The organism is Pseudoalteromonas sp. 5Ae-yellow (assembly GCF_014077565.1).
Taxonomy (GTDB): domain Bacteria; phylum Pseudomonadota; class Gammaproteobacteria; order Enterobacterales; family Alteromonadaceae; genus Pseudoalteromonas.
The window spans coordinates 1-14107 of sequence record NZ_JACGWD010000094.1 but is presented as its reverse complement, the minus strand read 5'-3'; the positions used below and the strand labels follow the sequence as shown (position 1 = coordinate 14107).

Genomic DNA, 14107 nt, shown 5'->3' with positions numbered 1-14107 from the left:
ATGAGTATGTTCGTTAATCATAATGTGCCCTCAAACAAGATTTGAAGATCTGATCATGACATTGAGATTTAGTTCAAAAAAATCCCCGCTAATTTCTTAGCAGGGATTTGTGTATAAGAGACAGCTTCTTAAGTGGCTTTGTTGTTTTTAATTTGTGTTAATTTACGAATAGGGAAGGCTCACTTGTACGTTTAAGCCGCCCTCTATTTTGTTATGTAAACTTATATGCCCTTGATGCGCCTCTGCTATTTCTCTGCATAAAGCTAGCCCTAAACCACTCCCCGTACTTTTTGTTGAATAAAAGGGCACTAAAGCATTTGCCATTACTTGCTCGCTCATTACTTTGCCGCAGTCGCTTACATTTATAACACATGCTTGGGGTACAAACTCGACCTGAATATGTATTTCATTGGCATTGGAGCCTGACTCGTGTGAATTTTTTAATAGGTTTATCAGCAGCTGCTCGAGTTGGGCTTGATCAGCTTGTAATTCATTGTGTGAATTTTTTATTTCGTAGCTAAATTGCCAGTGATTTTTTAAATTATTGAGTGTGTTTTGCCAGTTAATCCGTGTTTTTTGTGGCTGAGGTAATTTAGCAAACTTGCCATAGCCTTGTACAAATTCAGTTAAATGACTAATTCGCTCATCAATAGTTGCAAATACACGGGCAAGGCGGGGCTCATCGACTTTATTTGCGAGCAATTGTGCGCTGTGTAACATGGACGACATTGGGCCGAGTGAATTATTTAATTCGTGGCTGATAATGCGTATTACCTTTTTCCACACGGCAACTTCTTGGCGACTAAGCTCACGGGTCAATTGTTTAAATATATATAAATGATGCTTTTGGTTATTGAGTAAAAACTCCCCGGTGGCTAAATGCCAAGTTTGCGAGTCTTGATTCTCTATTTCTATATTAAAGAGGCCATCAACACCGTGCTCTATAGCTGCTATTAATTGCAGAGGGGAATTTTCGAGTAACTTACTTAGTTTCATACCTTCAAGGCGAGTTGCGCTATTAAATAAACTACGGCTAATTAAATTACTAAATACCACCGTATTATTATCATTGACCAGCAGTAGCGCTTGCGGCGAGCTTTGCAATACTTTATCAAGCATTAACTCGCGCTGGTAAATCCATTGTTTTTCTTGGCGAAGCTGTTTAGCGGTTTGATTATAAAGTCGGCATAGTTTTCCAAGTTCATCATTACTTTTATACGCTAGTAAGCTGGATAGCTCACCATCTTTAAAATTAAGCAACCCGGTTTCGAGCGATTGCATGCCAAGCTTTATTGGCTTGGTGAGAGCTCTTGAAAGCAAGGTGCTAAATGCAAGCGTTAGTAATATTAAAAACAGAGTGTAGTACATATCAAAACCACTAAGTGCGGCAATAATAAAAACAGGCAGCGCGCTACAAAGTGAGCAAATTAACACAACCTTTTGGCTTAGGGTAAAGTGGCTAATAATGTTTGGCATTAATAATCAATACCCATTTTTTGTAATCGCCTGTAAAGTGCTTGTCGGCTTAAACCAAATTCACGGGCCACTTTGGCTATAACACCTTGATGAGCGCGCATTGCGTGTTCTATTTCCTGTTTGGTCGGCTCTGCTTTTGCTTCTTGTTGAGCAGTAACCGATGACGAAAGTGCAAAGTCATCGACTGTAAGCGCACCTGTTGGTTTTAGTACCGCTACACGTTTACAAGCATTTTCTAGCTCTCGAACGTTACCCGGCCATTTGTACTGTTGGAGTGCTTGCTCTGTGTTTATAGTCAGCTCTCGGTGAGGTAAAAAATGGCTAATAAGTGCTAAAACATCATCTTGCCTTTCGCTTAGGGCAGGCACATTGAGCTCAATTACATTAAGGCGATAATATAAGTCTTCCCTAAATCGACCTTGTTGAATTGCTTGTAGTAAGTTTTCGTTAGTGGCCGATATAACCCGCACATTTACCTTTCGTGTTTGTGTTGAGCCTAAACGTTCAAACTCGCCGGTTTGTAGTACGCGTAGTAATTTTATTTGTCCTGAAAGTGGTAAATTACCAATTTCATCTAAAAATAACGTACCGCCATCAGCTGCTTCAAATCGACCAATACGTTGTTTGGTTATCCCCGTGTATGCGCCAGCTTCAGCGCCAAAAAGTTCGGCCTCTATAAGTTCTTGCGGTAGTGCACCGGCGTTTACCTTAATAAAAGGTTGCGATACAAGTGGGGAGTTTCTTTGAATAATATGCGCAATACACTCTTTGCCACTACCATTAGGGCCTGTAATTAATGCAGATATATCAGATTTAGCCACTTGAAGCGCCATAGTAACCAGTCGTTCCATAGCCGTGCTTTTAAATATTAGCCCGGCAAGGTCTGCGCTTTTAAATGTACCTTCACGCTCTTGTTGATGGCGATTATGTGTAGCAACTGTTTTTTTAGCACTGCCTAGCTCTATTAAGTTACTGATACAAACGAGTAGTTTTGCATCATCCCAGGGTTTCGGTAAGTAATCAGCAGCACCGGCTTTTACAAACTCAATGGCGGTGGCAAGTTCGGTCCAAGCTGTAATAAGTATAATAGGTAGGTGTGGGTTTATTTCTCGTAGTTCATAAAACAACGTTTTACCTTCTTCGCCAGAGGTGGTGTCACTGGTAAAGTTCATGTCTTGAATTACAAGCTCAATTCGTTGATAGCGAACTATTTGCAGAGCATCAAACGGGTTTGTGGCTGTGACTACCGAAAAATCGTGGATCTCGAGCAACAATGAAAGTGCGTCGAGTACTGCTTGGTTATCATCAACAATGAGTATTTTATCAGTCATAGGTTATTTTTATAATTTTTTAATGTCTACACTGCCTTACTAAGCAGTGTAGCATAGTGATTTACATATTATTAAATAGTGCGAGTTGCGATACTGGGCGAAATATTGGCAGCGCGTTTAGCCGGCGCTAATACTGCAAGTAAACTCATTAAAAATACGGCAATGGCGGTAACGGCTATATAACTTGGCGGTAGTGCGGCTACAGAAAAATACTGCATTAACATTTTCCCAAGTAGTATTGCTGTTACTACACCTAAGGCTAAACCTAGGCTACAAATTAATGCATTTTCTACTAAAAAGTAGCTAACAATAGCTGACTTTCTTGCGCCAAGTGCTCTGCGTGTACCAATTTGCTTAGTACGTTTGCTAATATTAAATAAGGTTAAGCCAAAAATACCGAGAGCGGTTATAAGCACTAAAATAGTGATTAATACTATGAGCATGCGCATCATAAGGCGATCTTGAGCGGTATACTCATTTTTTAATTCATCAAGCCCTTTAATGTTGTTAATAACGCGTTTGCTGTAATTTTCGAGCATGGCATTTTCTATTTCTTTCATTACAGCTGCTCGCTGACCAGGCTTAGTACGAACGGCAACTTGTGCATAACTTGCTGCTTTAATATAAGGAATAAACGCAAGATTATCGGGTTTACTGTCTTTGAGCCACGGGCCTTTCATGTTTCCGATCACGCCAATAATTTTAAGTGGTAGGTCGCCAAAATAAACTATTTTCCCTAAACCATCTCCATCAGGGTAGAGCTCATCAAGTAAGGCTTTAGTGACTATAGTGACGTTGGTGCGCTTTTGTGTAATTTCGTTTGTAACGAGTACTTCATCTTCGGTAAAGTTTCGCCCTGCAATTAAGTTAACGCCGTAGGTATTAATTGCGTGGTCATCTATAAAAAAATAAGCGGTCCTGACACTTAGACCTTCTTGTGGAGCAGGTTTTAAATTAAAGCTCGAAGCGCTGCCACTCCCTGATAGTGGAATACTACTGCTTAATGCGGCATCGACCACGCCTGGCATTTTTCTAAGCATGCTTTCATCAAGCTCAAACTGCTGACTTAAGTTAATATCAGTACCAAAGGTCATTACATTAAACTTAAATATATCTTGTTCAGGGTAGCCCGTTTCTTGGTTTAAATAGCTAATTCTGTCTTGAATGATAAATGCAGCATTACTGACTATTGCCGTTGTGATTGCAATTTGAATTAGCAGTAATACAGCGCCCACCTTTGAGCGGCATAAGGCGTTGAATATAGGTTTTATTTCTAACATTGTGACATTCCTTATTGGCTCTTAAGATAAATAGCAGGATTGGTTTTACACACTAGCCAAGCTGGGTACAAACCAGCCAAAATGCAGGTTATAATTGCAATCAATGGGGCGCTCAATAGCATGGTTAAATCCATTGTCGCTAAGTTTTCATAGTAGTCGTAGCTTTGCCCTACGCCCATTAAGCCAAGTTGTGCTAGTACAATTCCTAGCATGCCACCTATAAAGCCAAGCATGGCGACCTCAACTAAGTGCTGTAAAAATATTTGCCTTTTACTAGCACCTAATGCGCGTCTTACACCTACTTCTGGCGCTCTGCGTAAAAACTTAGCTAAAAGTAAACCTAAAATATTGGCTAAGCAGACACCTAAGAACATAAAGCTCAGGCCCACTAAAATTTTATTGTCTTCGGTGACGACGTTGTTGTATTGCATCCATTGGTTTACATCGCGAAGTTTATACTCAAGTTCTTTACGATTAAATCGACCACGTTTTTGTTGTTCTTGCATATAGGCTAATAAGTAATTTTGATAGGCTTGTTTTTGTTCAAGCGTATTTAGCTCTGCCCAAAACTGGATCCATACTTGCTCAGATTGCAGTTTATCTGCAAAGGTTGGTGTGTTTTCGTGTTTCCATCCATTGCTATTGCCCCAACTTACGAGCTCTTTTGCCTTTATTAAGCTAAAGGGCATAAATAACTCTTCTACTTGATTAAATGCACCGTTATTTAAATCATAATATTTAATATTGAGAGGCCAATGGTTAATAACACCAACTACTTGATAGCTTGCATCATCTAAGTAAATCAGCTTGCCGACAGAGTTTTTTCCTGCAAATAGTTTCTCGTTTATCTCTTGGGTAATAACAACCACAGGTGCAGCTGAGTCTTCTTGCTCTTTGCTCCAAGCTCCACCGTACAAAAATGACAAATTAAAAATGCTAAAAAAGTCAGGCGTTGTCATGCGAGCATTACCTATAAAAGGTTTTATTTTGTCGGAGTCTAAATAAGCTGAAAAGCCGGTACGCATCATAGCCACTTTTTTCTCTGACGTGGGTGCGTTTAATAAGTTATCTGCATCTTGATAGGTCAGTTGCAGTGGCATGTTATCTTCTGTCCACCACGTACTACCATCGTCCATTGTTTGTAATTGCACACTGTAAAGTTGGCTGCTTTTTTCTGGGATAGGATCGGCCGACATCATATGATAAACACTAAGGCTGGTCATTGTTATGCCTATACCTATCGCAATGGCAAGTACCATTAAAAAGCTAACCAGTGGGGTGCGCTTGAAGCTGCGCCAACTTAAATCTAAATAATGAATAAACATTAGTTAAACCCCCGATGCTGTTTTTATAGTTTGCGCGCCCTGATAAAGCGTAAAGTCGGCAAGCTGCCCATCAACTACTTGAATATTACGCGGAGCACGGCGGGCTAATTCGCTATCATGCGTTACCATTACAATAGTGGCACCGTCGCGATTGATTTGTTCAAGTAACTCCATAACTTGGCGAGCCATTAAGCTGTCAAGGTTACCTGTTGGCTCATCGGCAAGTAAAAAACGAGGTTCACCAGCAAGCGCACGGGCTATTGCCACACGTTGTTGCTGGCCACCAGAGAGTTGTTGAGGTAAGTGTTTAGCGCGAGATGCTAAACCAACTTGTTCAAGGCATTGCTCAATTCGACGTTTTCGCTCATTTGCTTTAATCCCTCTGTAGCGAAGAGGAACTTCTATGTTTTCATATAAATTTAAATCGCGGATCAAATTAAAACCTTGGAATATAAAGCCAATTTTTTGATTACGTAAATCAGCACGTTGGTTATCGTTTAGGCTGCTAACATTAACGCCATCCAACAGGTATTCACCTTCGTTAAAAGGCTCGAGCATACCTGCAATATTTAAAAAGGTTGTTTTTCCTGAGCCGCTAGGACCGGTAACAGCAATAAATTCGCCTTCGTTTACTTGCAGATTAAAATCTCGAAGCGCATGGGTTTGTACCATTTCTGTTTGGTATACTTTACTTACATTGTTCATTTGTAACATGATTGTTCCTAATTATTTTTAGCGTTGGTTGAGAACGTCTGTTTAATTTAATAAAATCGTGTTGGCTTGCTTAAAGTCGCTGTAGCTTGAAATAATAATTTCATCGTTTTCTTTTAGTCCGCTTAAAAGCTCAACCGCATTAATGCTGGTGGCGCCTATTGTAATAGATATACGCTTTGCGATATTGCCATCGACTTTATAAGCTATAATTCCGCCTTGCTGCATAAATGCACCACGCTTTACTTGCATTACACCTTCTCGGTTGTCGAGTAAAATACGTGCAGTTAAGCGTTGGTTCTGACGAATGTTGTTAGTAACACCTTTAAACCGGACGCGTGCGGTTACTTCACGATTATTAACTTCTGGTGATATGGCGGATAAATTCCCCATCACTGTTTCATTGCCTAACTTAAGCTCTACTTCCATACCGAGTCCTAATTCGTTTGCGTAACTTTCAGGAACTTGGAGTTCGGCTTCAAAATTACTTAAGTCGACGAGAGTCATAAGAGGTTGGCTTTGCGTCACAGCGGCTTTTTGTTGCACTAATAGGTTACCCACGATCCCAGTAACGGTAGCCTTAATAGATAGGTTGCTTACTTTTCGGATTAAGTCATCAACAATAAGTTGTTGGCGGGTCACATCACTTTTAGCAGCTTGTAGTTCAAAAGCGAGCGTGTCTTTGGCAAGCAATACCTCTTGCTGCGCATGCTTATAGGAGAGCTTAGCTCGGGATAATTCATCAACTGCTTTTTCTAGATCAATTTGGCTAATTAAGTGCTTTTGTATTGATAACTGTGCGCGACGATTTTCGCGCTCAGCGGCGTTAAGCTCAACTTGTGCCATATCGAGTGTTTTATTTAAGGTGAGTGTTTGGCGTCTTGCTTGCAAATGTTGCCTTTGCTGTTCGCCTTCAAGTCTTTTAAGTACAGACTCCTGTTGCTTCAATTCATTAGTTAACTCAGGGCTTTGCAGCAGGGCAAGTGTGTCGCCTTGCTTTACTGTATCGCCGGCCTTTACTTTTAAATCTATAAACCCCCGTTCTGGACTGTAGATTTTAGGAGCATTAGCAGCAACAATTTTACCACTGGCGGCAATGTCTCGAATGAGCGCCTTAACATGTACTTTTGCAATCTGTACTTTTGAGCGGCTAATAGAGCTTTTAGCGCTATGGCTCGTTAAAAAAATATAAGCAATTGCAGAGACCACAATGAAAACAATCGCAGTGATTATCGCGTATTTTTTATAGCTTATAGGTGCCTTTACTTGTACGTCTTGTGCGCTGGTATCTTTAATCATTTAATTTCCCCTAAATTGCTTTTATGTATTTTTCGCACAGCAGTAATAAAGCTGCTGTGCAAATAGCGGCAATAGGAGAGAGTAAAAATAAGCTTAGAGTAAACATAGTAATTCCAATTAGCGATTATATGTAAAGCTATACGATTAATATGCCAACTATTATCACATTGATATTAAAGTGCTTTTTATTTTTTGTTCATGAAAATGATGTCCGCATCGGACACCGCTTTAAATAAAAATTCACTATTAATGTACAAAAAATGACATGAACTTTCATAACTATACTAATGAGCAGCAATAATCGGGGATGTTAAGCCATTAAAGTAATGAAATACCATAAAACTATCTAAATGTTAACTGAATAGCCCTTCATTTGTTGAATACTTATTCACTTTTACTCTCCTTTACGTTTACGTAAGCTGCACCTTTGGGTGCTTGTGTTTTTTACAATATGTTAAACTTGACACCAGTGTCATGAAAAAATAGTGGTTAAAATAACGCTAAATGTTAAAAATAATGATAAAAAGAAATCTTGCTATGAAGTGAGAAATATTCAAGAATGTGAATATGTATTCAAAGTGCTATTGACTCTATTTAAGATAGAGGCTAGTTTTGTCCGTCTGTTAGCAAATCGTCGAGCAGTTCATCCACGCTAACAGTGCAGCAAGGGGAGGGGTCTATGTTATACGACTCAAAGTTAGAAAAAGAAAATTGTGGCTTTGGCTTAATAGCCCAAGTTAATGGTCAAGCTAGTCATAGGCTTATTCGTACTGCTATTACGGGGCTTGATCGCATGCAGCACCGTGGCGGTATATCTGCCGATGGTAAAACAGGTGATGGCTGTGGTTTATTATTACAAAAACCAGATAGCTTTTTCCGTGCAATTGCCAGTGAACATAATTGGCACTTAGGCAAAAACTACGCAGTGGGTATGATATTTTTAAATTCAGACCCTGTTTTAGCACAAGCTGCAAAACAAATACTTAGCGAAGAATTAGAAAAAGAAACGCTAAATATTTTAGGTTGGCGTGTTGTACCAACCGACCCATCTATGTTGGGTCCTATTGCTGTACAGCAATTACCAGGTTTTGAACAAATTTTTGTTAGCGCGCCAGAAGGTTGGCGTTCTAAAGACTTAGAGCGTCGCTTGTATGTAGCACGCCGCCGCGCTGAAAAGCGCATTGTTGATGATGAAGCTTTCTATATCGCAAGTCTATCTGGTTTGGTAACTATCTATAAAGGCTTAATGATGCCTGCGGATTTACCTAATTTTTACCTAGATTTAGCTGATATTCGTATGACGAGTGCGATTTGTGTTTTCCATCAGCGCTTTTCTACTAATACTCAGCCGCGTTGGCCTTTAGCTCAACCTTTCCGCTATTTAGCACACAATGGTGAAATTAATACTATTGAAGGTAACCGCCAGTGGGCACGCGCACGTTCTTATAAATTTGCGTCACCGCTTATTCCTGATTTACAAAGCGCAGCGCCGTTTGTAAACGAAACCGGTTCTGATTCATCAAGCCTAGATAATATGCTTGAGCTATTTTTAGCTGGCGGCATGGATTTATTCCGCGCTATGCGTATGCTCGTGCCGCCTGCATGGCAGAAAAACCGTGCAATGGACGACGATTTACGTGCATTTTACGACTTTAACTCTATGCATATGGAACCATGGGATGGCCCGGCAGGTATTGTTATGTCGGATGGCCGTTTTGCGGCGTGTAACCTTGACCGTAATGGACTACGCCCAGCACGTTATGTAATTACACAAGATGGTTTTATTACGCTTGCATCAGAAGTGGGTATTTGGGATTACACTGCCGATGAAGTGGTTGAAAAAGGCCGTGTTGGTCCAGGTGAATTATTAGTTATTGATACTAAACTTGGCAAAATCTGGCACTCGGATGAAATCGATCAAGATTTAAAGTCTCGCCATCCTTACAAGTCATGGCTTGAGGAGAACGTTAAACGTTTAGTTCCATTTGAAGAACTTACCGAGCAAGACGCTGGTAATCGCTCATTTGATGACGAAACGCTAGCTAAATATCAAAAAATGTTTGGTTATACCAACGAAGAGCTTGATAGCGTTATTCGTGTAATGGGTGAAAACGGCCAAGAAGCGACAGGCTCAATGGGTGATGACACGCCATTTGCTGTGCTTAGTGAAGGGCATCGTTCACTTTATGATTACTTCCGCCAAAAATTTGCGCAAGTAACAAATCCACCTATCGATCCACTACGTGAAAACCATGTAATGTCGCTTGCAACCTGTATTGGTAGTGAGCAAAACGTATTTAACGAAACAACGGGCCACGCTAAGCGCCTACAGTTTGATACACCAATTTTAATGTACGCAGACATGCAGCAGCTATTAAATGCTGATGAAGCGCACTACAGCTACTGTAAAATTGATATTACCTATACAGTTGAAGAGGGTTTAGAAAACGCGGTTACGCGTATTTGTGACCAAGCACAAGAAAAAGCAGCTGCGGGCTGTATCATGCTTATTTTAACTGACCGTAACTTTGATGAAATAAATTTACCAATTCCAGCAGCTATGGCTGTAGGTGCGGTACAAAAACGCTTAGTTGATAACAACTTGCGCTGTGAATCAAATATTATCATTGAAACTGGCAGCGTGCGAGATGCGCACCAGTTTGCTGTGCTATTAGGTTTTGGTGCTACGGCAATTTATCCATACCTTGCGTATGAATCGTTAGTTGCGATGAGCGACAGCAAAATTATTGATAAGTCGTATTGCGAAGTGACCCTTGCTTATCGTAAAGCCATTAATAAAGGCTTATACAAAATTATGTCTAAAATGGGCATAAGTACGGTTGCATCATATCGCTGCTCAATGTTGTTTGAAGCGGTTGGTTTATCTGACGCTATTGTACAAATGTGCTTTAAAGGTGTGGCAAGTCGCATACAGGGCGCATGCTTTACCGACTTTGATGACGATCAGCAAAGCTTACACAAACTCGCTCTAAGTAAGCGTAAATTATTAAGCCACGGCGGCTTGTTTAAGTACGTACATGGCGGCGAGTATCATGCTTATAATCCTGATGTAATCCAAACCCTGCAAAAAGCAGTTCGTTCTGGTGAATATAGTGATTACAGTGAATATGCAAAACTTGTTAATACGCGTCCTATTGCCACTTTACGTGACATGCTTGCGCTTAAAATTCCAGAGCAAGGCATTAGCATCGATGATGTAGAGCCTGCAGAAAACCTATACAAGCGTTTCGATTCAGCAGCAATGAGTATTGGTGCATTATCGCCAGAAGCGCATGAGGCTCTAGCAATTGCAATGAACCGCTTAGGTGGTTGTTCAAACTCGGGTGAAGGCGGTGAAGATAAGCTGCGTTATGGTACCGAGAAAAACTCGCGTATTAAGCAAGTCGCTTCAGGTCGATTTGGCGTAACGCCGCATTACTTACGCAGTGCTGACGTTATTCAAATTAAAGTAGCGCAAGGTGCAAAACCAGGCGAAGGCGGTCAATTACCGGGTGAAAAAGTAACCCCATATATTGCTAAGCTTCGTTATTCGGTTCCAGGTGTTACGTTAATTTCGCCACCACCACATCACGATATTTACTCAATTGAAGATTTAGCGCAGCTAATTTTCGATTTAAAACAAGTAAACCCTAAAGCACTAATTTCTGTGAAACTGGTTTCAGAACCAGGCGTAGGAACCATTGCGACAGGTGTTGCTAAAGCGTATGCCGATTTAATTACTATTTCTGGCTACGATGGCGGTACAGGCGCAAGCCCACTTACTTCAGTTAAATATGCAGGTAGCCCATGGGAGCTAGGACTTGCTGAAACGCAGCAAGCCCTTGTTGAAAATGGACTGCGTCATCGCATTCGCTTGCAAACAGATGGTGGCTTAAAAACAGGTTTAGATATAATTAAAGCGGCAATTTTAGGTGCAGAAAGCTTTGGCTTTGGTACTGGTCCAATGGTTGCGCTTGGTTGCAAATACTTACGAATTTGCCATTTAAACAACTGTGCGACAGGTGTTGCAACACAAGACGAAACACTTCGTCAAAAGCATTACCACGGCTTACCAGAAATGGCGATGAACTACTTTAAATTTATAGCGCAAGAAGCACGTGAAATCATGGCAAGCTTAGGTGTTGTAAACTTAACTGATTTAATCGGTCGTTTAGATTTGCTTGAAGCAATTGAAGGCAAAACAGCAAAACAGAAGAAAATTGATTTATCTTCCGTAATTGCTCAGCCTAATAACCCAACAGGTGAAACACTTTATTGTAGTGCGCCTAATAGCTCACATTATTTAGGAAAACTTAATGAGAGCCTACTTGCTAAGGCGCAAGAAGCAATTGATGCTTCAAGCGGTATTTCACTAGTAAGTCGTATTTGTAATACGGACAGATCGGTAGGTGCAATGCTTTCTGGCTATATTGCCGATAAATATGGCAACCAAGGAATGGCGGCAGATCCTGTAGCAATTGAGCTACACGGTACTGCGGGTCAATCATTTGGTGTGTGGAATGCCGGTGGCCTTGAAATGACACTGGTTGGCGATGCAAACGATTACGTAGGTAAAGGCATGGCGGGTGGCAAGTTAGTTATTCGTCCACCACTTGGCTCGTCGTTCGAAAGTCACAAAGCCACAATTGCAGGCAACACATGTTTATACGGTGCAACAGGCGGCAAACTATTTGCTGCAGGTTGTGCAGGCGAGCGTTTTGCAGTTCGTAACTCAGGTGTGCAAGCGGTTGTTGAAGGTGTAGGTGACAACTGTTGTGAATACATGACCGGTGGCGTTGTATGTGTACTGGGTAATGTAGGCGTTAACTTTGGCGCGGGTATGACAGGTGGTTTTGCTTATATTTTAGATGAGCGAAATGATTTTGAAAAACGCATTAATCCAGAGCTTGTCGAAATAGTAACACTAGACGAATTAACGTCGCATCAAGAACATTTACGCGGCTTAATTGCTGAGCATTTAGAGCTTACGGGTTCGTGCAGAGCAGAAAGTATTTTGGCTAACTTTGAATTGTACTTACCGATGTTCAAATTAGTAAAACCAATATCAAGTGACTTAAAAAGTTTACTCGGGCATCGCGCTCGCAGTAGTGCCGAACTACGTGTTCAGGCGCAATAAGGGGGCAGTATGAGCGAAAATGTATATCAATTTATAGACGTGCAGCGTGTAGACCCACGCAAAAAACCAATCTCGTCACGTAAAAAATCTTTCGTAGAAATTTACGAACCCTTTTCAGAGAATCAGGTTAACTCACAAGCTGACCGTTGTTTAGATTGTGGTAACCCATACTGTGAGTGGAAATGTCCAGTACATAACTACATTCCACAATGGTTAAAGTTAATACGCACGGGCCGTATTATAGAGGCGGCTGAGCTTTCTCATCGTACAAATAGCTTACCAGAGGTTTGTGGGCGTGTTTGCCCACAAGACCGCTTGTGTGAAGGCTCGTGTACGCTCGATGAAGAGTTTGGTGCTGTTACAATTGGTAATATTGAAAAATACATTACTGATGAGGCATTTAAAATGGGCTGGAAGCCTGATATGTCTTATGTAACATGGACTGACAAAAAAGTAGCCATTATTGGTGCGGGCCCTGCAGGTTTAGGGTGTGCTGATATTTTAGTGCGAAATGGAGTTAAACCAGTAGTGTTTGATCGTCACCCAGAAATAGGTGGACTACTCACATTTGGTATTCCTTCTTTTAAACTTGAAAAATCAGTAATGCAAAAGCGCCGTGAAATTTTCACTGAAATGGGCGTAGAATTTAAGTTAAATGTTGAAGTAGGTGTTGATATTGCACTTGATCAAATTTTAGCTGATTACGACGCTGTGTTTTTAGGGGTTGGTACGTATCAGAGTATGCGTGCAGGTCTTGAAAATGAAGATGCATCGGGTGTTCACGATGCATTGCCGTTTTTGATTGGTAACACGAACCGTGTAATGGGCTACGACGAGACAAAACAACCGTGTATTGATATGGCTAATCAAAAAGTAGTTGTACTTGGCGGTGGTGATACAGCGATGGACTGTGTGCGTACGTCTATTCGACAAAATGCTGCAAAAGTAACGTGTGCTTATCGTCGTGATAAAGAAAATATGCCAGGCTCTAAACGTGAAGTTAAAAATGCGAAAGAAGAAGGCGTTATATTTACGTATAACGTTCAGCCTAAAGGCATTGTACTGAACGATAAAGGTAAAGTGACCGGCGTTAAAATGGTTAAAACTAAATTAGGTGAACCTGACGCAAAAGGCAGAAGCCGTGCTGAAGAAGTACCTGGTTCAGAACATGTTATTGAAGCAGATCAAGTTATTATGGCGTTTGGTTTCCAGCCTCACAAAATGGATTGGTTAGAAAAATACGATGTAGAAATAAACAACTGGGGCGGTATTAACGCACCAGAACAAAGTGAGTTTACACATCAAACGACTAACCCTAAAATATTTGCTGGTGGCGATATTGTGCGTGGTTCAGATTTAGTGGTAACCGCTATTTTTGAAGGACGTAATGCTGCAGAAGGTATTATGGATTATTTAAAAGTCTAGGGCGTGTTGATCTTTGTGGTATGAAAAACAAACAGCATGAAGATAAGGTATAATTGAATTCGCCAGAAAACTTTACACCGAACCTACATGCCAAGATTAATGTTAACAGACGGGACATGGAAT

The 14107-nt window shown here is 40.8% G+C and carries 8 protein-coding genes; 2 read left to right on the top strand and 6 right to left on the bottom strand.

The features are described from left to right. Window positions 1-162: 162 nt before the first annotated feature. The 6 genes from H4J63_RS18210 to H4J63_RS18185 form a co-directional block, all read right to left on the bottom strand. A complete protein-coding gene (locus H4J63_RS18210; protein ID WP_182197875.1) occupies window positions 163-1476 on the bottom strand; it encodes a PAS domain-containing sensor histidine kinase in 1314 nt (437 codons plus the stop codon). After that, the gene (locus H4J63_RS18205; RefSeq protein ID WP_182197873.1) at window positions 1476-2807 is read right to left on the bottom strand and encodes a sigma-54 dependent transcriptional regulator; all 1332 of its coding nucleotides are present in this window, start codon (window positions 2805-2807) and stop codon (window positions 1476-1478) included. The genes H4J63_RS18210 and H4J63_RS18205 overlap by 1 nt, the downstream gene beginning before the upstream one ends. Window positions 2808-2878: 71 nt before the next feature. Next, window positions 2879-4087 carry an ABC transporter permease gene (locus tag H4J63_RS18200; protein WP_182197871.1) on the bottom strand — a complete coding sequence of 403 codons (1209 nt, stop codon included), beginning with the start codon at window positions 4085-4087 and terminating at the stop codon, window positions 2879-2881. An 11-nt stretch (window positions 4088-4098) separates the two neighbouring features. Further along, entirely contained in the window at window positions 4099-5412 is a 1314-nt protein-coding gene (locus tag H4J63_RS18195; RefSeq protein WP_182197869.1) for an ABC transporter permease, read from the bottom strand. Between the two features lie 3 nt (window positions 5413-5415). Then, window positions 5416-6126, bottom strand: a complete 711-nt coding sequence (locus H4J63_RS18190) for an ABC transporter ATP-binding protein (protein WP_182197867.1) — start codon at window positions 6124-6126, stop codon at window positions 5416-5418. Window positions 6127-6168: 42 nt separating this feature from the next. Further along, window positions 6169-7422, bottom strand: a complete 1254-nt coding sequence (locus tag H4J63_RS18185) for an efflux RND transporter periplasmic adaptor subunit (RefSeq protein ID WP_182197865.1) — start codon at window positions 7420-7422, stop codon at window positions 6169-6171. Between the two features lie 679 nt (window positions 7423-8101). Between H4J63_RS18185 and gltB the strand changes: the two genes are divergently transcribed. Beyond that, window positions 8102-12559, top strand: a complete 4458-nt coding sequence (gene gltB / locus H4J63_RS18180) for a glutamate synthase large subunit (protein ID WP_182197863.1) — start codon at window positions 8102-8104, stop codon at window positions 12557-12559. A gap of 9 nt (window positions 12560-12568) precedes the next feature. After that, window positions 12569-13984, top strand: a complete 1416-nt coding sequence (locus H4J63_RS18175) for an FAD-dependent oxidoreductase (RefSeq protein WP_024605343.1) — start codon at window positions 12569-12571, stop codon at window positions 13982-13984. The last annotated feature ends 123 nt before the right edge of the window (window positions 13985-14107 follow it).